At 61.3% G+C, this 20,832-nt stretch carries 16 protein-coding genes, 2 tRNA genes, 2 rRNA genes and 1 pseudogene; 3 read left to right on the top strand and 18 right to left on the bottom strand.

All coding sequences use genetic code 11. The features are described from left to right. Nucleotides 1–46 precede the first annotated feature (46 nt). Nucleotides 47–1,021, bottom strand: a complete 975-nt coding sequence (locus JN302_RS06350) for a TRAP transporter substrate-binding protein (RefSeq protein WP_202332339.1) — start codon at nt 1,019–1,021, stop codon at nt 47–49. Between the two features lie 196 nt (nt 1,022–1,217). After that, entirely contained in the window at nt 1,218–2,063 is an 846-nt protein-coding gene (locus JN302_RS06345; protein WP_202332338.1) for a 3-keto-5-aminohexanoate cleavage protein, read from the bottom strand. A 140-nt stretch (nt 2,064–2,203) separates the two neighbouring features. On the opposite strand from JN302_RS06345, the gene JN302_RS06340 reads away from it, so the two are divergent. Then, on the top strand, nt 2,204–3,196 hold the full coding sequence (locus JN302_RS06340) for a helix-turn-helix domain-containing protein (RefSeq protein WP_202332337.1): 993 nt from the start codon (nt 2,204–2,206) through the stop codon (nt 3,194–3,196). 12 nt (nt 3,197–3,208) lie between these two features. Here JN302_RS06340 and JN302_RS06335 read toward each other — a convergent pair whose 3' ends face one another. The 12 genes from JN302_RS06335 to JN302_RS06280 form a co-directional block, all read right to left on the bottom strand. After that, nucleotides 3,209–4,000 (bottom strand): FAD binding domain-containing protein, encoded by a 792-nt coding sequence (locus tag JN302_RS06335; protein WP_202332336.1) that lies wholly within the window; start codon nt 3,998–4,000, stop codon nt 3,209–3,211. Beyond that, nucleotides 3,997–4,491 (bottom strand): (2Fe-2S)-binding protein, encoded by a 495-nt coding sequence (locus JN302_RS06330; protein WP_202332335.1) that lies wholly within the window; start codon nt 4,489–4,491, stop codon nt 3,997–3,999. The genes JN302_RS06335 and JN302_RS06330 overlap by 4 nt, the downstream gene beginning before the upstream one ends. Then, on the bottom strand, nt 4,488–4,961 hold the full coding sequence (locus JN302_RS06325) for a CoxG family protein (protein ID WP_202332334.1): 474 nt from the start codon (nt 4,959–4,961) through the stop codon (nt 4,488–4,490). Before JN302_RS06325 ends, JN302_RS06330 begins: the two co-directional genes overlap by 4 nt. Further along, nucleotides 4,958–7,297, bottom strand: coding sequence for a xanthine dehydrogenase family protein molybdopterin-binding subunit (locus JN302_RS06320; RefSeq protein WP_202332333.1), 2,340 nt, complete (start codon nt 7,295–7,297; stop codon nt 4,958–4,960). The genes JN302_RS06325 and JN302_RS06320 overlap by 4 nt, the downstream gene beginning before the upstream one ends. A 40-nt stretch (nt 7,298–7,337) precedes the next feature. After that, nucleotides 7,338–9,263, bottom strand: coding sequence for a TRAP transporter large permease (locus JN302_RS06315; protein WP_202332332.1), 1,926 nt, complete (start codon nt 9,261–9,263; stop codon nt 7,338–7,340). Further along, the gene (locus tag JN302_RS06310; protein WP_210382588.1) at nt 9,250–10,245 is read right to left on the bottom strand and encodes a TRAP transporter substrate-binding protein; all 996 of its coding nucleotides are present in this window, start codon (nt 10,243–10,245) and stop codon (nt 9,250–9,252) included. Before JN302_RS06310 ends, JN302_RS06315 begins: the two co-directional genes overlap by 14 nt. A 53-nt stretch (nt 10,246–10,298) precedes the next feature. Then, complete coding sequence (locus JN302_RS06305; RefSeq protein ID WP_202332330.1) at nt 10,299–11,069, bottom strand: alpha/beta fold hydrolase; 771 nt, start codon at nt 11,067–11,069, stop codon at nt 10,299–10,301. A gap of 9 nt (nt 11,070–11,078) precedes the next feature. Beyond that, nucleotides 11,079–12,215, bottom strand: a complete 1,137-nt coding sequence (locus tag JN302_RS06300; protein WP_244846217.1) for an FAD-dependent oxidoreductase — start codon at nt 12,213–12,215, stop codon at nt 11,079–11,081. A 4-nt stretch (nt 12,216–12,219) separates the two neighbouring features. Then, nucleotides 12,220–13,041 carry a DODA-type extradiol aromatic ring-opening family dioxygenase gene (locus tag JN302_RS06295; protein ID WP_202332329.1) on the bottom strand — a complete coding sequence of 274 codons (822 nt, stop codon included), beginning with the start codon at nt 13,039–13,041 and terminating at the stop codon, nt 12,220–12,222. Beyond that, nucleotides 13,034–13,342 carry a subunit of meta cleavage enzyme gene (locus JN302_RS06290; RefSeq protein WP_202332328.1) on the bottom strand — a complete coding sequence of 103 codons (309 nt, stop codon included), beginning with the start codon at nt 13,340–13,342 and terminating at the stop codon, nt 13,034–13,036. The genes JN302_RS06295 and JN302_RS06290 overlap by 8 nt, the downstream gene beginning before the upstream one ends. A gap of 22 nt (nt 13,343–13,364) precedes the next feature. Continuing rightward, nucleotides 13,365–14,441 carry an alpha/beta hydrolase family protein gene (locus JN302_RS06285; protein WP_244846216.1) on the bottom strand — a complete coding sequence of 359 codons (1,077 nt, stop codon included), beginning with the start codon at nt 14,439–14,441 and terminating at the stop codon, nt 13,365–13,367. A 587-nt stretch (nt 14,442–15,028) separates the two neighbouring features. Next, a tRNA-OTHER gene (locus tag JN302_RS06280) sits at nt 15,029–15,105 on the bottom strand. Nucleotides 15,106–15,611: 506 nt separating this feature from the next. On the opposite strand from JN302_RS06280, the pseudogene JN302_RS38985 reads away from it, so the two are divergent. Then, nucleotides 15,612–15,980: pseudogene (locus JN302_RS38985) on the top strand (recombinase family protein); the annotation flags it as partial. Here JN302_RS38985 and JN302_RS38980 read toward each other — a convergent pair. Next, a complete protein-coding gene (locus JN302_RS38980; RefSeq protein WP_244846215.1) occupies nt 15,981–16,181 on the bottom strand; it encodes a hypothetical protein in 201 nt (66 codons plus the stop codon). Between JN302_RS38980 and JN302_RS06275 the strand changes: the two genes are divergently transcribed. Next, the gene (locus JN302_RS06275) at nt 16,143–17,273 is read left to right on the top strand and encodes a recombinase family protein (RefSeq protein ID WP_244846593.1); all 1,131 of its coding nucleotides are present in this window, start codon (nt 16,143–16,145) and stop codon (nt 17,271–17,273) included. The genes JN302_RS38980 and JN302_RS06275 overlap by 39 nt on opposite strands. Here JN302_RS06275 and JN302_RS06270 read toward each other — a convergent pair. The 3 genes from JN302_RS06270 to JN302_RS06260 form a co-directional block, all read right to left on the bottom strand. Next, nucleotides 17,230–17,306: transfer RNA gene (locus JN302_RS06270), tRNA-Met, on the bottom strand. The genes JN302_RS06275 and JN302_RS06270 overlap by 44 nt on opposite strands. Nucleotides 17,307–17,379: 73 nt before the next feature. Next, nucleotides 17,380–17,494: ribosomal RNA gene (rrf, locus tag JN302_RS06265) — 5S ribosomal RNA — on the bottom strand. Nucleotides 17,495–17,674: 180 nt separating this feature from the next. Then, nucleotides 17,675–20,554: ribosomal RNA gene (locus tag JN302_RS06260) — 23S ribosomal RNA — on the bottom strand. Nucleotides 20,555–20,832 lie beyond the last annotated feature (278 nt).

The raw sequence follows: 20,832 nt of genomic DNA, 5'->3' as shown, positions 1-20,832 counted from the left end.
TTGAGAGGGTGGCGGAACCGGCCAAGGGGCCGGTTCCGCCTTGCGGTCACTGGGAGGATTGAGCCGCAGCTCGGAATGACGTCAGGATTGCTTGGCCACCCTCGGTGCCGGCTACCCAGGCGTCGATGACAGGCTGAAGAGCGGTTTCCCACGCGGCGGTATCCGCCGGTTTGACGATGGTTCCGCCAGCCTTTTCGACCATGCCGCGGCCTGAAGCGGCAGCACCGTCCCAGAAGGCACCCATCTGGCCGTCGAATTCGGGACCGCTGTTCGCCTCGATCGCCTGCTGCGCTTCAGGGGGCAAGCCCTCGAACACCTCGCGGTTCATGAACATCATCGCCGCGTTGCCGCCCATCGGAACTTCGACGAAGTGCGACGTCACTTCGGCGAGACGGAAGGGCGAATAGGATTCCAGCGCGGCATCAATGACGCCCCGGCTGAGCCCCTGATACCAGTCCACGATGGAGAGCGAGACCGGCACGCCGCCGAGCGCCGAGATCATCTTCTGGCGCGACGGATTGATGCCGGCTGCCTTTAGGCCCTTGATGTCATCCACTGTCGCAATCGGCTTGGTCGACAGCATGTAGCCGTTCGGGAAGGTGAAGAGGTTGAGCACCTTCACGTCGCGATACTCGTCGGCAATGACACCGTCTTCGAGGAGCTTGTTCAGTGCCATCGTCCCGGCTTCCGCGGTCTCGAAGCCGAAGGGGAGCGCTACCACCTCGGTCTTCGGAAACTTTCCGGGATAATAGCCCTGGATGTCCCATCTGATTTGAACGACACCCATGTTGACGCGATCGAGGACCTGGCCGTGCGCGGCGAGCGTCCCACCGGTGACCAGTTCCACCTCGAGCGTGCCGTTGGAATCCTCGGTCACCTTCTTCGCCCAGCCTTCCAGCACGGCAGCATGGAGCGGCGTTGGAGCCGGTGCCGGCGATGCAAAGATCAGCTTGACGGGCTCGGCCCAGGCGACACCTGTCATGACCGTGAGCGCCAAGGCGCTCAAGCTTATGGTCCTCATCAATTCTCCTCCTACGTTATTTGATGTAACAATCTTGCGTGCCGCACGACCGCGTCGTGAAACCGGCCCTACGGGCGCGCAGCGAATTGGCCAGCCCGCCAATTTGCTCCTCCATGAAAAGCATAAGAGTTGCGGCGGGCGGCGTCTTGCCTGGAGGTGAAGTCACTCATATCCGGGAGAGAACTCTCAGCTGAAATCACAGGAGCGGGGTCAAGGACCTCATGCCCAGGATTGCGGCCGCCTGCATCGCCGAGGCGACGGGGCGGCCATGCCCGCGTGCCAGCTCCGCGACCATTGCGACTCGTTGCGCGTTGTCGCGGGCAGGAACCCCGTTCGCGTCAACAATCGCGTTCTCAAAGCCGACGCGCACGTGTCCGCCTCTTTCGATGGCAAGGTTGAGGCAGGCCATCTCGCCAATTCCGAAGGCGCAGGTCATCCATATCGTGGACTCATGCAAACCCTCCGCCGCATAGGCTCGATAAAGCGTATCGAAGTCTTCCGGCCGTCCGTTCTGCACCGTTCCGTAGCGTCCGACGACCAGCAAGGTTCGCGGCTTTCCCGCAACCTGCAGGTCCCCGTTGCGATGCATCTGCGCAAAGACCGCGATGTCGTCGACATCGTAGAGGATGAATTGGATCGAGACCCCAGCCCGGGCTGCCCAGGCCAGGAATTGGACCGCCCGTCCCGGTCCCCCGGCGAGAAGCTCACGGATCGCGAAGGACAGATTTGCGGCCTTCAGCGCCTGCGCGAGCGCTACTTGCTCATCGATGCCGAACAGCCCTGCGGATTCGGTCGTTACCTGCACCGCCATGTCGCCCGCGCACCGATCCATGATCATGCGGATCGCCTCCCGATAGGTGGTCGCGTTCAGCGCATGCCGCCCCGCCTCGTCGCGAACATGAACGTGAATTGCCCCCGCCCCTGCAAGCCGGCATGCTTGCGCGGTCACGCCAAGTTCCGCGGGCGTTATCGGAATGGCCGGATGGTCGGCCTTCACGCGGCGCGCGCCATTCGGCGCGACCATGATCGCGACTTCGTTCATTGCAGCTTTCCCCTGGCTTTCCGGAGTTCAACCCACCTGGGCGTATTGCAGGCATGCCGCAGCGGTTGCTGGACGCCCGCATTGCGCTCCTCTATTCTCGCCCGGTGCGAGGTCGCTGCTGCCAGGGAGGAAGGGGAGCGATGGTCGAGTCCTTGGCGCTTCCCGCGCCGAACATCCGGGCATCCGGAAACCAGTTTCAGCGACAGATGAACAGTCTGTTGAATACGCGGTTTCAGCTGCAGTCGACAAGTTCGCGCCCTTATGACGGCGAGATCATGCAGAGTTACGTTTCGGACCGGCTTCGCTTGGCCGACATCCGTTTCACGCCACACGTCACCCGGTTGATGCCGGGCAAGTTGCCGCCCGGCCGCCAAAACACGTTTCTCGTTTCGCATCAGGTCGAGGGAAACACCGTTGTGCGGCAGGGTGGCCGCGAAGCGCATGTCGGCGCCAACCAGATATTTCTCGTCGATACTTCCAAACCGTTCTGGATCGAAACGGACGACATCTGGACCCGTTCCGTCTATCTCGATTCGAGCTTCTGGCGGGAGGTCTTTCCCGAGCGCGACTTCTACACCGCGACTGCCCTGAGCTGCGATGTCGGCATGGGCAGGATCTGCCGCGACCTCATCGAGCAGATTTTCATTTACGCAAGAGATTGTCCGCCACATCTGGTCAACCGCATGGCGGGCACCCTGGCTGACCTGCTCGCGACCTCCATGGTGGCCGACATCGCGGCAGGCCCCGAACACGGCAACGCGACCAACGTGGCGCTCGACCGCATCAAGACATTCATGCGCGAGAACCTGGCCGACCCGGAACTGGATTGCAGCGCAGTGGCCGCACATATGGGCGTTTCGGTCAGGCATGTTCACTCGATATTCGCCCAGACAGGCAAGAGCGTCATGCGATGGGTCTGGGATGAACGCCTGCGCCGCATTGCCCGCGAAATCTCCTTGCCGGCGATAGAAGGCAAACCGGTATCGGCGATCGCCTTCGAGTGGGGCTTTCGCGAGGCCGCTCACTTCAGCCGGCAGTTCAAAGCGCGCTACGGCGTTTCGCCGACGGAATATCGACGAGGCCAATTCCCGGGGCAGGAGCCCGGAGCGGAGCGGCTGGGCCACATGGATTGACGCCCGACTTTCCTAGAGCCTCGCGAGCGCATCGCGGCACAGCTTGAGGATCATGTTCCGACGGAAATCGGTCGGAAACGCGGCATCGTCCATGATGGGCGCGGTGCTCAGGTCGATCGAATCGGTACTTCGTTGCCCCGCACCCAGCGCCGCCTCTATCACCGGCAGACGGAACACCCCACCTTCGCCCGATCCCGTCACCGTGACCCTCCAATCGTCGCCGAAACGCGCGATGAAAACCCCCGCAACCGCATACCCCGACGCGGGATGTGCGAATTTCGCATAAGCCGCAGCATCGGGGACCTGGAACTCCAGTGCGACCAGTATCTCATCGCCTTCGAGAGCCGTCTGGAAAAGACCGCTGAAATACTCGTCCGCGAGAATGCGGCGCCGGTCGGTGATGAGTGTGGCCCCGAGCGCCAGGACCGCTGACGTGTAGTCGGCCGCGGGATCGTTGTTTGCAATCGACCCGCCGATGGTGCCCCTGTTGCGGACATGGCGGTCCGCAATCCGTCCGGCCATCCGTGCCAGTTCGGGTATCGCCTCGTTGACGGTGAAGGAATTTTGCATCACGGCCCACGTCGTCAGCGCCCCCACCCTCAGCACCCCATCGCGCAGCGCAATCCCGGTCATCTCCTCGACGCCACGAAGATCGACCAGCATGGTCGGAGTCAGGAGATGCATCTTGAGCGAGGGGACCAGCGTCATCCCGCCTGACAGGTACATCGACTCCGGCTCGGCGGCACGCGCCGAGCGCGCTTCTTCCAGGGTGGTGGCGCGCAAGAGCCTGAACGGATGCATCATGCGCCCTCCTCAGTGAGAACCGGAACGCCCATGTCCGCAGCGCCTTTCAGGATCGCGGCGACAATGTTCACATAGCCCGTGCAGCGGCAGATATTGCCCTTGAGCTCCTTGACAACGGCCGCGGCCGTCAAGCCGTCGGGGCTTTTCTCGACGATGTCGATCGCGGTGATCACGAGCCCGGGTGTGCAATAGCCGCATTGGAGCGCATGGCATTCGGAGAACGCCCTCTGCATGGGGTGCAAGTCGCTGCCGGCCGCCACCCCCTCGATCGTGGTTATTTCGGCGCCATCAAGCGTCGCCGCGAGCACCGAACAGGATTTCACCGTATCGCCGTTCAGTCGCACCACGCACGCACCGCATTGCGATGTGTCGCAACCGACGTGCGTACCCGTCAGTTCCAGCCGCTCGCGCAGCATGTCGACCAGGAGCAACTTGTCTTCGACGTCGAGTTTCCTCGCCCGTCCATTGACCGACAGCTCGATGCGGCTCATGCCATGCCTCCTCCGGCGATAGCCACCTCGCGCGGGTCAGCAGCGATCTCATTGATTTTCGAGAAGAATTGTTCGGCCAGCTTGCGCGAAGTCGACGCGATCAGACGACTGCCCAACTGGGCCAGCTTGCCGCCGATCTTCACCTCGGAAGAGTAGTTGACCTCGCAGCCATGCGGATGGTCAGACAACATGACGACCGCTTCGCCATTGACAAAACCCGCGATGCCGCCGGAGCCGTCCCCGACGAGCTTGAGCGATCGGTTTGCGATACGATCCTCTATCCTGACATCCCCCGAAAAGCGCGCCTTGATGGGACCGATGGCAACGGCCGCCCTTGCAGTGTATCCGGACGGCGTGGGCACGAGTTCCTCGCAGCCCGGGATGGCCTTCCTCAGCACTTCGGGATCATTCAGGATCAGCCAGACCTCCCTGGCCGGCCTAGTGACCACAAAGGAACCTTCTAGCTTCATGGGTATGCCTCCTCCTTTGCTTGCGCCTGCCGGATCGCGGCCCACAGTCGGGGCTGTGTCACCGGCATGTCGATGTTGTCGATGCCGAGCGGGCGCAGCGCATCGACAATGGCGTTGACGATCGACACCGGCGTCCCGATCGCGCCAGACTCGCCGATACCCTTCACCCCGAGCGGATTTGTCGTGCAGGGGACTTCGATGAGGCGCGAGACGATCGAGGGCATGTGTTCCGCGCGCGGCAGGCAATAATCCATGAGACTGCCTGACGTCAGCTGGCCCTCCGCGTCATATGCCACCTCCTCGAGAAGCGCCTGGCCGATCCCCTGCGCGATGCCGCCGTGGATCTGGCCCTCGCACAGCATCGCGTTTAGGATCCTGCCGACATCGTCGAAGGCGATCATCCGATCGAGGATGACCTCGCCACTGTCCGGGTCGATCTCGAGTTCGCAGACTTGGCAGCCATTCGGGTAGTTGGGCGCAGCGCCCGGCTTGCCAGCCGAAGTTCCCTCGCCGGCGAGGCCCAGCCCGAAGGCCATCACCGGCCCGGCGGGCAGGTAGTGGAGTTTCGCCACCTCGCGCAGCGGGATCGATTTGTTGGTGCCGTGCAGCTTCAGCAGCCCGTCCTCGAACTCGATGTTTTCCGCCTGTCCTTCAAGCACGAGCGCCGCCATCGCCTTGGCCTTGCCAACGAGCTGATCTTTAGCCTTCAGGAGCGCCGTCCCCCCCAGCATGGATGACCGCGCCGCGAAGGTCCCGCGGCCGATCAGGACCTTGTCGGTGTCGCCCTGGACGTAGCGGATGTCGTCGACCGGGATCGACAGCCATTGCGAGACCATCTCCGAGAAGGTGGTCGCGTGACCCTGGCCGTGCGAATGCGTGCCAGCGATAATGGTGAGCGTGCCGTCCGGCTCGAAGCGCAGTTCCATGCGTTCGTTCATCACGCCCGCGACCTCGACATAGGAGATCAGCGACCGCCCGCGTAGGCGTCCGCGCTCCCTGGAAGCCGCGACGCGCTTCGGATAGCCCTCCCAGTCGGCGGCGGCGCGCGCCTGGTCTATCATGTCGCCGAAACGACCGCTGTCGTAGGTCATGCCGGTCGCGGTGGCATAGGGCATCGCCTCCGGTCGGATCGCATTGATCTTGCGGATACTGACCGGGTCCATGTGCAGTTCGGCCGCCGCCTCGTCCATCATGCGCTCGATAAGGTAGGTAGCCTCGGGCCGGCCCGCACCGCGATAGACCGACATGGGCGCGATGTTTGTGAAGACCGCATGCGTGGTCAGGTCGACGGCGGGGATGTCGTAGATGTTCGGCGCAAGCTGCATCGAAAAATACAGAGGCGGCGTCGCCGTCCCCCAGAAGTAGGCCCCCAGATTATGCCAAGCGGTCGCGCGCAGGCCGAGAACCCTGCCCTCCGCGCTTACGGCGATCTCCGCGTCGACCTCCTGGCCGCGGCCCTGGGTATCGGTCAGCAGCGCCTCGCTGCGCGTGGCGATCCACTTCACTGGCCGGTCGACGCGCTTCGACGCCCACAGCACCAGTGCATCCTCGGGGTGCATGTGAGCCTTTAGGCCGAAGCCGCCGCCGACATCGGGCGAAATGACGCGCAGCCTAGTTTCCGCAATCTTCAGCACCTGGCCGGCGATTACCTTTCGGAATCCGTGCGGATCCTGCGAACTGGTGTAAAGCGTGTAGCGGTCTTCGGCCCAATCGTAGGAGCCGATGCAGCCGCGCGGCTCCAGCGAACTCGGCGCGACGCGCGGGCTCTTGAGACGACGGGCGATGACCCGATCGGCCTTCGCGAAAGCGTCTGCCGTCAGCGCCGGATTGCCCATCGACAGCTTGACCGAAAGGTTGCCGGTCGGACAATCGTCCCAGAGTCGCGGTGCATCGTCCGACAAGGCGGCCCGCGCATCCGTGACCGCAGCCAGCGGCTCGTAGTCCACCGCAACGGCGTCGGCCGCGATTCGTGCGATATCTCTGGTTTCGGCGACGACGATGGCGACGCGGTCGCCCACGCAGCGAACCTTGTCGGTGACGAGTATCGGCCGCAAGGTGCCGTAGCCATCGGGACCGCCCCAAAGCTTCGGCATGAAGAAGGGCGGCACTGATCCAAGTCCGTCGGCCAGCACGTCCCTTCCCGTCAGAACTGCGAGCACGCCGGGCATGTCCATCGCGGCGGATGCGTCAATGCCCTTGACGACGGCATGAGCGTGCGGGGACAACACCAAGGCCATATAGCTCTGGCGCGGCAGGGTGATGTCGTCGACATATCGTCCCCTTCCGGTCAGGAACCTCGCATCTTCAATGCGTCCTTTGAATGTCTCTTGCTTCATGTTGTCTCTCCTCCGGACATCGCCGTCGACATGCGGCGGCTCACATCCGCGCCGGCAGCCAAAGCGCGAGCGCAGGCAGCGCGATCAGAATGCCGAGCTTGACGAGATCAACCAGAACGAACGGCATCACGCCCCGGTAGATCGTTGGCAGGCGCAAGTTCTTGTCGATGGAGTTCAGCATGAAGATGTTCATGCCAAACGGCGGGGTGATCATGCCCATCTCCACGCAGACCACCGTCACCACACCCCACCAGATCGGGTCGAACCCCATCTGGATGATCAGGGGCAGGAAGATTGGCACTGTGATCACCATCATCGCGTAGGAATCCATTACCATTCCCAGGATGAGGTAGACGAGGACAAGCAGCAGGACGACGACTATCGGGCCGGCGCCCAGATCGACGATCCAGGCAGACAGCAATGCCGGAACCTGGGTAAACGCGATCAGGAACGAGAAGGTCACTGCGCCAAAGATGAGCGTATAGATCAGCGCGATTGTCGTCGTGGTCTCGGCCAGTACCCGCCACAGGCTGTCGCCGGTTAGGCGGCCGCGGAAAAACGCAAAGAGAAATGCCCCGACCGCGCCGACGGAAGCTGCTTCAGTGTCGGTGAAGATGCCGCTGTAGATCCCGCCGATCACCGTACCAAACAGGACGACCGCCCCAATGCAGGACCGCGCAGCGGCAAACAGTGCGGGCGGGTCGATGCGCGTGCCGGCGGGGGCTATCTCAGGCCGAAGCCGCAGCAATGCCCAAATGGCAAAGAGGTAGAGAGCGATGGCGAGGATCGCCGGGCCAATCGCCGCCATGAAAAGTTGTCCGATCGACTGTTCGGACAACAGGGCGAAGAGGATGAGAGCCGTCGATGGGGGAACCAGGCTGCCCAGCGTACCCCCGGCTGCGACGCTGCCCGCGGCCAGGGCGGGGCTGTAGTTGCGCGCCCGCATCTCAGGGAGCGCAACCTTGCCGAAGGTAGCAGCGGTGGCGAGCGACGACCCCGTGAGCGCACCAAAACCCGCGCAGCCCGCAATCGTTGCGTGGGCAAGCGAGCCACGCAGCGGCTTCAACAGTTGGAATGCGAAGCGATAGATGTCGGAGGACAGACCTGCTACCGACGCAAAGCTCCCCATAAGGAGAAACAGTGGCAGGACCGCCAGCGTCTCGCTGGTAAGGAATTTCGCGGTTTCACTCCCAACGACCGTGCCGGCAGGTCCTACCCCCACGAGCACCGCCACACCGAAGAAGCCGACGAGGCCCATCGCTGCGGCCAGAGGCACCGCCAGCAGCATCAATACCCACATCAGGCCGAAGAAGATGAGCGCCGCCACCCCTGCCTGCATCCCGCGCAGAGTCGACACACCCGGCAGGAGGTTGGTCGCATCGAGCCAGACCGCCAAAGCCACTGCCAGGACGATCAATGCGGGTATCAGCTCCGGAACCCACCGCGCGGCGGCTCCGCTCCGGACGATCGCAGCTCCGGCATCAATGACATGCAACGCCTGAACCGGAACGCAAAGAAGAAGAAGCCCTGCCATGGTGTAGTAGAACGGCGCCACCTGCACGCCGAGGATGATCGACGCCTGGTTGCGCAGATCATAGGTCACCGCGACCCGGAAGAGTTCACCGCCGGCCAATGCCAGAAACAGCATCAACAGAAGGGCCGCAGAAAGTCTGAGCGCCCTGCTCGCCGGTCCCGGCAGGACCGACGTGAGCATGTCGACCGCAAGATGCACAGCCCGCGCGCAGCCGGAAGGAAGGCAGGCCGCTATGGAGACGCCCAGCACAAGGATCAGGATCTCGTTCAATCCGCGGATCGTTGTCGAGAATACAGCCCGCAAGCCGACGTCAAGCAGCGTTAGGAAGGCAATACCGATGATGACGAGTACGCCAGCCGATGCGAGAATTCGCGTGGCCTGCTCGATTGTCGGAAACACCCGCTGCAAGCGATAGATGTCAGTCACTGTCACGGCCCGCCTCCTTCAGAAAGGCATCGCGGATCGCCGCGTGGGAGGGATCCCGTGCAAGCCAGGCCTCGGTCAGCGGTGCGACCTTCTCCTGCCACTCGGTTGCCGTCGCGTCGTCCAGCGTGACGACACGGTTGTTTCCCTGTGCCGCAAGACCCTTGCTCTTCTCGTTGAGTTTCTCAAGGAACTTGCCCATTCCGCGCGCGAACATCTCGCCCGCATGCGCATCCAGGGCAGCCCTGGCTTTCTCCGGAAGAGCGTCATAGGCGCCCCGGTTCATGACGAACATGCCGGGATTGCCACCCAACCGGATATCGATGAATTCGGTCATCACCTCGTTCAACCGGAAGGCCGGAACCGCGGTAAAGGTGACGATGGCGCCGTCGATAACGCCTCTGTCGAGCGAGGGATACCAATCGGGTATCGGCAGGTTCAGCGCGACCCCGCCCAGATGTTCAGCCGCGGCCTGCATGGTGGGATTCTGCGCCGTGATCTTGCGGCCTTTGAGACCGGCAAGGTCGTCCAGCCTCTCTTTCAACATCAGCGACGCGTTGGGAAAGGTGAACAGCCCGACTACCTTCACGTCGTCATACTCGCCCGCCAGAAGGCCGGCCTCATAGACCCTCTGCAGGGCGACCGAGCCCTGTTCGGCCGTCTCGAACTGGAATGGCTGTTCGGCGACCGCGCTGCGCGGATATTTACCGGGATAATAGCCCTGGAAGTCCCACGCCATTTCGATGAGCCCGGCAGCCACGCGGTCCAGGAGCTGGCCCTCGCGACCCAGCACGCCGCCCGGTACGAATTCGACCGTCAGGGTAGCATCGCTTGCCGCGGTTACGTCTTCGGCCCAACGTGCAAAGAACCCGTTGATCGCGGCGGGGCCTGGCGCGGGCGAAGCCAGTCTGATCTTTTGCGGTTCCGCCCAGGCAGTCCCGCAAAGGATCGAAGCGATAGCGGCGGCCAGAATTGTTGCAGTTGGTTTCATCATTTCCTCCCAATCATGAACACCGGCGCGCCTCCTGCGGGCCGACAAGCGCGTCAGGCGAATGCTTCTCGCAAAACGTCCGTGACCGCATCTGACCGCTCAAACATCGGAAGATGCGCGGCACCCTCAATCATGCGCAGTCGCGCACCCGGTATCGCTTCAGCCAGAACGCGGGCGGCTGCCGGCGGAGTCGCGGTGTCTTCGCTTCCGACCGCCACGACCGTCGGCAGTTCGAGCGCCGATGTCGCGGCTCTGCAATCGGCCACCGCCAGCGCATCGCAACCGGCCGCGTAACCCTCGTCCGTGGTCAATTCCAGCATGCGCCGCAGCCCCGCCGCCGCGGGCGTGCCGCGCGCTTCGTCCGTGATCCAGCGGGACAGCACGGCCTCCGTGATGCTGGACAATCCGTCTGCGCGGATCTTGGCGGCGCGGTTTCGCCACATGGCGGGGTCGAGGCTCGCTATCGAACTGTCGAAGATTGCCAATGCCCGCACCCGTCCCGCGGCGTTGGCGGCAACGACCTGGGCCACCATGCCGCCGATCGACACGCCGGCCAGCGCGAAGTTCTCGACGCCCATGCCGTTGAGAATTGCCACCACGTCATCGGCCAGCAATTCGATCGTCAGCGTATCGCGGCTTTCCTCGGAAAGCCCATGCCCGCGAAACTCGGGACGGATGACGAAGTGGTCGTAGGCAAGAATCTCCGCCTGGGCTTCCCACAAGGCCGCGGATGTGCCGAGCGAATGAAGCAGAACCACAGGCGGGTTGCTGCGATCTCCGGCAACGATAGTATGGAGCACATGCGCATTCGTGTGCGTGAACATCGGCGCTCCTCAATAGGCCTGGTTGAGCTGGCGCAGGGCGTCTTCCACGACCCGCACCTGTTCCAGCGGCGTCGCGCCGCTCTTCTCCAGGCGCCCGAGCGTCAGCGACTTGTCCACGACCAGCGCACAGCGGTCGAAGCGGCGCTGCATGAATAGAGCCAGTGCCTCATCTATGTCGGGACTGAAGGCGATGCATTCGCCCAGGACGACGCCATCTTCCATCGCCATGCCCGCGCCTGAGGCAAGTTGCGGCGTGGTCGCGTGGGCGGCATCGCCGATCAGCAACACGCGATCGCGATGCCAGGGCTTTGGCACAAATACCGTCTCAAGGGGACGCGCTACGATGTTGGACTCCGGGCTCAACTTCTCCCGCGTTGCCCCAACCACCCCGCCATACGGCTCCATCAGTTCGTTCAGGCGAATGTGCAACTTGTCGTCCGCGACCCGTTGAAACTGAGCCTGTGGCTCCAGCAAGAACATGTACATCTCGGCCGACGAGACCGGATTCATGCCGACTTTGCACGGACCTCCCAGGAAATAGGTGCGCCGTTCTATACGCGGGTCGCGCTTGGTCATCAGGCGCCAGCACACCTGCCCCACATATTGCGGTGCACCTACCTCGGGAAACAACATCCGCCGCGTGTCCGAGAAAATGCCGTCTGCGCCGACGACGAGATCGTAGCTGCCAAGGGTGCCATCGTCGAAGATCACGCGCTTAGGCCGCCCCGGAGCGATCTCGGTGACACGGCGGCCCAGCAAGACGTCAATCCCAGCCGCACGGACGCGCGCGGCGAGAATACCGTGCAGCGTGGGGCGCATGATACCGCCGGCACCCGGATACTCTCCTCCATCCACGCCATTGGTGCCGATTTCGGCGACCACGTTACCTTCAACGTCGCAGGCGAGGAGGCCATCGGCGGCATGTCCTTCCCTCAGCGCGTCTTCCAGGATGCCAAGCCGCTTCATCACCCTGAGCGTCGGTCCGGTGATGGTGATACCCGCTCCGTAAACCCGCCACTGGGGGTCGCGGTCGATCAGGCGCACCTTTACACCGGCCTCAGTCAGGGACAGGGCGGCCGACATGCCGGCGATGCCGCCTCCGATGACCAGCGCCGACGCAGCGCCCTTTCCGTTTGCCTGCGCCACCGGATCAGACCTCGAACCGACCGATGCCGATACCGGTGTACCAGTCGTTCACCGCCTTGTAGTAGGTGCGTCGATAGCGGGCGCCGTTGGCCGCGCCCATCGCGGCCATCCACATCCGGATCTCCTCGCAGCCATTGCCGGCTGTGTGAACGAAATCGGTTGCGTAGGTGATCGTACCGTCGATATCGCCCGCCTCCATCAGGCCAAGGAAGGTCTCGTCGAATTCCTGGTTGACCATACCCATGCGCGGCGTGGCGATGTCGTGGCTGATGCCGCCGGTGGCGAGGATCGCCACGCGTTGCACCCCGTCATATTCGGCGATCGCCTTGCCAAGGAACTGACCCAGCCGGTAGGATCGGCGCATCGTCGGCATCGGCGGCTGCACGCAATTGATAAGCACCGGCACGATCGGAAGATCGGGGTCCAGCCCGGCAAGCTCGAGCGGCGTCAGCGAACCATGGTCCAGCACCATCTCCATCGAGAAGGACGGATCGAAGTCGCTCTCCAGTGCACGCTGCATCAGGAATGACCCGAAACGCTGGTCCCCGGCAAAGGTGCGGCGTTTGGCGTGCAGCCAGTGCTCGATCGGGCTCTCGTAGCTTTCGGCGCAGCCGAAACAGAAGGCCGGGAAGTTGTCGAGGAAGAAGTTGTGCAGATGGTCGTTCGACAGCACGAGGAGCGCATCGGGCTTGCCGGACATGAAGTCGGCACCCATCGCCCTGTAAGCGGCGAAGATCTCCTCGCGCAACTGCGCCGGAATGCGGTCAGGAAAGTTGAGCATCACGGGAGTATGGGATGCCGTGTAGATGCCGGTGATCTCAGCCATTGTTGTAGTCCTCGTTGTCGAGAAGGCTGCGCAGGGCGGCAAGCGACACGTCCTCGGGGATCTTCACCCCGATGCAATGGGCGCGCAGCAGATAGGGGTTGACGCCGCTGAGGTACATCTCGGCAACGTCGTTCTCCTTGATGCAGCGGGCGAGATCCGGCGGTAGCCGGAAACGCGCAAGATAGGCATCCGCGTCTTGCCTGTAGGCTTCGAGATGGTCCGGCTTGTGGTGAAGTTCATAGAGCACCTTGTCCATGAGATAGGCCCGGGTGCTGGGCATCATTTCCTGCCAGTTGGCCATTGCGGCGCCTCCAGGTCGTAGGTCATACGAGCTGGCGCGAGAGCCAGCGGATGATTGTGGGAACCGTGTCCGGGCCGAAGCCCATATGGCCGCGTCCGAGGAACAGGCGAACCGATTTCGGATCGCCGTGCTCGGTCAGCAGTTCGATGTCCCTGATCGGACACTGCGTGTCGTCCTTGCCATTGATCAGCAGCATCGGCGCGCAGGGTCGGTCCAGCAGCCCCTGGTCGAGAAGCGATAGCTGGCGGAAGCCCTCGATGTATTCCTCGTCAGTCGTCGCGCCGAGCATCCGGCTGCGCGTCTCCACCAGTTCCATCAGGTAGCTGTCGGGATAGCGCGATTTCTCGACCCAGTCGGGCTGGAACATGAAGTGCGCGCCACCGCCCCAGTTCACCGCCGCACGAAACCGTTCGGGCATCAGGTGGGCGAGCTTGGTAGCCCAGTATCCGCCAAAGGAACGACCGACGATCGCCATGCGCGCGGCATCGAAGCGGCCGCAGCGTTCCACCCAGTCGAACAATGGGATGAACTGGCGCTCACCATCGGGTCCGGCCATGATCGGCGATTGGCCCGTGCCGACATTATCCAGCGCGATGGTTGCAATACCATGCTTCGCGATGCCTTCGGTAAGGATGGTCATCTCCTCCTTCCAGGCATCCACACCGCCCCACATGACAATTACGGGCGGATTCTCGACGTCGACGGGCATGCGCACGTAGAAGGTGATCTCAGACCCCTCGCCGTCACGCCCGGCGAACGGGATGCTCACCACCTCGATCTTCGGCGCGGCATGGCGACCAAACCTGCGGTAGGCGTCGAGTTCCTTTTGATAGCTGGCGAGCTTGTCGGGATGGTTCGGGCACGGAAAGCGCCCCATGAAATAGAACGCGTAGGCTTGGTACCAGGCGTCGCGCGCAGCCGCGTCGTCGCCGCGGTTCTCCGCGGACCTGGCCTCCCCCGCGTAGCAGTCCCCCCTTCCAACCCATGCCGCTGCCCAATTGGCACCGTCGAGGCCTCTCAGTTCCGCAATGACCTCCTTCGTTGCCGCGACGTTGGTCAGCCCCATTGGGTGGACGCGGGCCTCCAGCTTCGCCAGCATCCACTTCTTCGCGTCGTCAATCGAACGGGGTCCGGGATGTTCACTTCGTGTCAGCATCGTTCCTCCACACACGGCGAGAATATCGGATCGCTCCGGCACCGTCTGGCCTGAGGAAGAAGATGTTCTTGTCTGACCGAGAAGTTGGGGCCGTCGCGTTGGCCGCAGAACTCGCCTAAGCAACCTAAGCAGCACGATTGCCTGTGGTCAGAAACCTTGGGACAACGAGCAGGCTGATTTAGTGGATGCTCTGGGTCATCAGGGTTGGCAGGTTGCTCGGCAGTTTTGCGGTGAAGCCTTCATCGACCGACTTGCGGCGGCGCATAGCGGTCGTTCATCATACGTGGCGAAAACGACTGTAACGGATCAGAAATTCAGGTTCGATGCCCTCCAGACGAAAGCCTGAGGGGCCTTCAGGGTGTCATTGAACCAGAGGCCAGCGGGCAGTCCCTAGACCCCAACGGCAATGTGCGATTCAAACGGGCCCCAGAGTTGGGTCGCGATGCCTCGGATGCCAACGAACGGCTTTGCGCTTTCGCAGACTAAAAAATCCTTTTAGTCTGCGGAACCTCGCTAAGTCATTGAAATTATGGCGCGCCCGAAGAGATTCGAACTCCTGACCCCCAGATTCGTAGTCCGTAGGCGAGGCTCATCAGCAGACAGACGCCCTTGATCGGAAGGCCGGAGCGCGACGATGGGGCACGGTAGTGGGCCGGTCGTAGCGATCAATGCACTCAAAAAAATTACTCAGAGGAGATTCGCGCGCCGCAAATTTCAAGTATTCTTACGCTGGCATTCGCTTTTCCCGCCGCGACGGGTACGCTCGAATACGATGTGGCACACCACGAGATTGCACTATACGCTGAAGGGCGCTGACATGCACTCAATTTCGCATTCAATCCGGCGGGTTTCCGGCCCAGACTTAGCCAAGAGCGGAATGGTTCGCTTGAGAGCGAGGACCACCTTGTGGCTAGGCCTAGAAGGACAGAAGTTGAGAGAGTGCGGGTGGTTCTCGAACCATCACAGCGCTTGCCGACCTACGATCCGAACAAGCCTGATCCGCGCCTTGTCGAACTTGTCCGCATGCTCGGGCGACAGGCAGCAAAGGACTTCATTGAAGCCGAAGCTAAGTGCAAAGCCGGGAAGCGACTCCCGGAATAGGGAGGTTGTTCTATGAGGGTTGCGCTCTACGCCCGCTATTCCTCCGACAACCAGCGCGACGCCTCCATCGAAGACCAGCTTCGTATCTGCCGCGCCCGCGCGGAGCGCGAAGGCTGGCAGATCGTCGACAGCTATACGGATCGCGCAATTTCAGGCGCGTCTCTGATCCGGCCCGGCATCCAGGAACTGATCGCCGATGGCGTCAAGCGCCGGTTCGACTTAGTCCTCACGGAGTCGCTCGACCGGCTCTCGCGCGATCAGGAAGACATCGCCGGCTTTTACAAGCGCATGCGCTTCGCCGGCATTGCCATCGTCACCCTGTCGGAAGGCGAAGTGAGCGAACTGCATATTGGCCTCAAGGGAACGATGGGCGCGCTTTACCTAAGGGATCTTGCCGACAAGACGCGCCGCGGACTGCGCGGCCGGGTTGAGGAAGGGAAGTCCGGTGGCGGCCTGTGCTTCGGCTACGACGTCGTCAAGCAGTTTGACGGGAACGGCGAGGCGATCCGCGGCGAACGGAAGATCAACGACGCGGAGGCGGCGGTGGCGCGCCGCATCTTCGCAGACTATCTCGCCGGGCAATCGTCCCGCACGATCGCCATGGCCCTGAACCGGGAGGGAATCCCCGGCCCGCAAGGCAAGGAATGGGGGCCGACGACGATTCACGGCAATCCGAAGCGCGGCGTCGGCATCCTCAACAATGAACTCTATGTCGGCAAGCTGGTCTGGAACCGCCTGCGCTATCTGAAGGACCCTGATACCGGCAAGCGCGTCTCGCGCCTCAACCCAGAAGGCGAATGGGTCACCCAGGATGTGCCTGAGCTACGGATCGTGGATCAGGAGGTGTGGGAAGCGGTGAAGGCGCGTCAGAAGGCGCTCGCCTATCAGCCGCCGGCCGAGCCGGGCGAAAACACCTTGAACGACCGTCGCCGGCCGAAGCATATGTTCACCGGCCTCGTCAAATGTGGTTGCTGCGGCAGCGGCTATACGATGATCTCCAAGGACTTGCTCGGCTGCTTCGGCGCCCGCAACAAGGGCGTCTGCGAGAACCGGCTGAACATCCGCCGTGATGCGTTGGAGAAATCGGTACTGCAAGGCCTCCACACGCATTTGATGGAGCCGGGACTGTTCAAAGAGTTCTGTGCCGAGTTCACCCGTGAGGTGAACCGGCGGCGTGTCGAGCGCAGCACCGGCCTGGAGGCAGCGCGCCGTCAGTTGGAAAAGACCGAGAAGCAGATCCGGGGCATCATCGAAGCCATCAAGGAGGGTATGTTCCAGCCCTCGATGAAGAGCGAGATGGACGGTCTTGAGGCGCGTAAGGCCGAGCTGACTGAGATGCTGGTGCAGGCCGAGGAGCCGCCGCCCCTACTGCATCCGAACATGGCGGAAATCTATCATCAGCGGATTTCCGCCCTCTACGGCAATCTCCAGAACGAGGAGACGACGACACAGGCGGCGCTGACTTTCCGTTCTCTTGTCGACCAGATCGAGCTCATGCCCGAAGGCAATGACCTGAAGATCGTGCTGCGTGGTGATCTGGCGGCGATCCTGCGATTTGCTGCAGGTAAGAAAAGCCCCGACATCCTTTCGGAGGCCGGGGTTTTGACTGACCTGCTATCGCAGGGATCGGTGGTTGCGGGGACAGGATTTGAACCTGTGACCTTCAGGTTATGAGCCTGACGAGCTACCGGGCTGCTCCACCCCGCGTCAACCTGCTTTATGTAGGCATTCGCCTACGGAATTTCCATAGAGAGAAGATTTCTGTACGTGCGTTTTGCAGACCTGGCGGCGACCTACTCTCCCGCGTCTTGAGACGAAGTACCATCAGCGCTGGAGCGTTTCACGGCCGAGTTCGGAATGGGATCGGGTGCAGCCGCTCCGCCATGACCACCAGGTCGGCGAAACGCACGAAGAGAAGCTGGTTTGTTTTCAGGGCTTGACGGCCAACGAAGCGAAGCTTCGCAAGGCCGACCGGCCGTCGCGGCTGATGCCGCGCCCCGCCCGGAGGCGTCCCGAAGGGACTGCCGTGAGGGCAGACAAACCATCGCGATAGCGATGGACATAGGCAAATGAGAACGATCAAGCCGATCGAGCTATTAGTACCGGTAAGCTTCAAGCATTGCTGCTCTTCCACACCCGGCCTATCGACGTGGTGGTCTTCCACGGCTCTCAGGGAACACTCGTTTTCAGGTGGGTTTCCCGCTTAGATGCCTTCAGCGGTTATCCCGTCCGTATATAGCTACCCTGCTATGCGGCTGGCGCCACAACAGGTCCACCAGAGATACGTCCATCCCGGTCCTCTCGTACTAGGGACAGATCCTGTCAATATTCCTGCACCCACGGCAGATAGGGACCGAACTGTCTCACGACGTTCTGAACCCAACTCACGTACCGCTTTAAATGGCGAACAGCCATACCCTTGGGACCTGCTCCAGCCCCAGGATGCGATGAGTCGACATCGAGGTGCCAAACAACCCCGTCGATATGGACTCTTGGGGGTCATCAGCCTGTTATCCCCGGCGTACCTTTTATCCGTTGAGCGATGGCCCTTCCACGCGGGACCACCGGATCACTATGACCGACTTTCGTCTCTGCTCGACTTGTCAGTCTCGCAGTCAGGCAGGCTTATGCCATTGCACTCAGCGAACGATTTCCGACCGTTCTGAGCCCACCATCGCGCGCCTCCGTTACTCTTTAGGAGGCGACCGCCCCAGTCAAACTACCCACCATACATTGTCCCGGACCCGGATGACGGGCCGCGGTTAGACATCCATAGAGATAAGGGTGGTATTTCAAGGGTGGCTCCACAGAAACTGGCGTCCCTGCTTCAAAGCCTACCACCTATCCTACACATGCCACTACGAATGCCAATGTAAAGCTATAGTAAAGGTGCACGGGGTCTTTCCGTCTAACCGCAGGAACCCCGCATCTTCACGGGGAATTCAATTTCACTGAGTCTATGCTGGAGACAGCGGGGAAGTCGTTACGCCATTCGTGCAGGTCGGAACTTACCCGACAAGGAATTTCGCTACCTTAGGACCGTTATAGTTACGGCCGCCGTTTACTGGGGCTTCGATTCAGAGCTTGCACCCCTCCTCTTAACCTTCCAGCACCGGGCAGGCGTCAGACCCTATACGTCGTCTTGCGACTTCGCAGAGCCCTGTGTTTTTGATAAACAGTCGCTACCCCCTGGTCTGTGCCACCCCCCGATGGTTGCCCATCGAAGGGTCACGCTTCTTCCGAAGTTACGCGTGCAATTTGCCGAGTTCCTTCAGCATAGTTCTCTCAAGCGCCTTGGTATACTCTACCAGTCCACCCGTGTCGGTTTCGGGTACGGTCTATAAGGAGGAGCTATTTCCTGGAACCACGCGGCTGCCGAACCAATCCGATAAGGCTCGACAACTTCAATGATCCGTCACTACCTCCAGGCTCACGAATATTAACGTGATTCCCATCGACTACGCCTTTCGGCCTCGCCTTAGGGGCCGGCTAACCCTGCTCAGATTAACTTTAAGCAGGAACCCTTGGACTTTCGGCGGGGGAGTCTCTCACTCCCCTTACGTTACTCATGTCAGCATTCGCACTTCCGATACCTCCAGGAGCCCTCGCGGGTCTCCCTTCACTGGCTTACGGAACGCTCCGCTACCGCTTGCGATCGCTCGCAAACCCTAAGCTTCGGTGTATGGCTTGAGCCCCGGTACATTTTCGGCGCAAAGACCCTTATTTAGACCAGTGAGCTGTTACGCTTTCTTTAAATGATGGCTGCTTCTAAGCCAACATCCTGGTTGTTTTGGGATCCTCACATCCTTTCCCACTTAGCCATAACTTGGGGACCTTAGCTGTAGGTCAGGGTTGTTTCCCTCTCCACGACGGACGTTAGCACCCGCCGTGTGTCTGCCGACTAGTACTCCCAGGTATTCGGAGTTTGGTTAGGTTTGGTAATCCGGTAAGGACCCCTAGCCCATCCAGTGCTCTACCCCCTGGGGTATTCGGTCGACGCTCTACCTAAATAGATTTCGCGGAGAACCAGCTATTTCCGAGTTTGATTGGCCTTTCACCCCTAGCCACAAGTCATCCCGAACTATTGCAACAGTTATGGGTTCGGCCCTCCAGTAAGTGTTACCTTACCTTCAGCCTGCTCATGGCTAGATCACTCGGTTTCGGGTCTAATGCGACGAACTGAACGCCCTGTTCAGACTCGCTTTCGCTGCGCCTACACCTACCGGTTTAAGCTTGCTCGTCACACTAAGTCGCTGACCCATTATACAAAAGGTACGTGGTCACCCTTGCAGGCTTCCACTGTTTGTAGGCAATCGGTTTCAGGTACTCTTTCACTCCCCTTGTCGGGGTGCTTTTCACCTTTCCCTCACGGTACTAGTTCGCTATCGGTCATGCACGAGTACTTAGGCTTCGAGGGTGGTCCCCCGAATTTCAGACAGGATTTCACGTGTCCCGCCTTACTCAAGGACTTTTGTTCGCATTACGCGTACGGGGCTGTCACCCACTATGGCCCAACTTTCCAGATGGTTCCGCTTGTCTCACAAAAGCCGCTGGCCTGGTCCGCGTTCGCTCGCCACTACTTGCGGAGTCTCGGTTGATGTCCTTTCCTACGGGTACTTAGATGTTTCAGTTCCCCGCGTTCGCCACTTTATCCCTATTGAATTCAGGATAAGTTACCTATCAGCGATACTTGTAAACCGGACGCGTCTTCGACGCAGTGAATGGCAAAATGGTCAATGGTGAATGGAATCGACCATTCACCATTTTACTATTCACCATTCACCGATGCGCCACCGGCGCGTCTGATTTTACAAGTATCTTAGGTGGGTTTCCCCATTCGGAAATCTACGGATCAAAGGGTATTCGCACCTCCCCGTAGCTTATCGCAGCGTATCACGTCCTTCATCGCCTGTGCATGCCAAGGCATCCACCAATTGCCCTTAAGACACTTGATCGTTCTCATTGCCAATATCCATCTCAGTGCGATCCCGAAGGGATCGTCACCACAGTGCGATCTCGCAGAGATCGTCACCTAACGATGGTTTGGCAGAAAAGACCAGCTTCTCGAGATCCGTCCGGTGGCCTGCGGTTAAGCCGCCAATCATAGGCAAGGGTTTGAGCGTCCCTTGCGACACATCACATCCGTCAACACACGACCCAATCCACAATGGTCCGAAGACCACTGCTTCAACGATCATGCTCGGGACGTGAAGTCCGAACAAATCTTCTCTTT

Source organism: Mesorhizobium sp. L-8-3 (genome assembly GCF_016756615.1).
GTDB lineage: Bacteria > Pseudomonadota > Alphaproteobacteria > Rhizobiales > Rhizobiaceae.
This window is presented reverse-complemented; position numbering and strand designations above follow the sequence as displayed.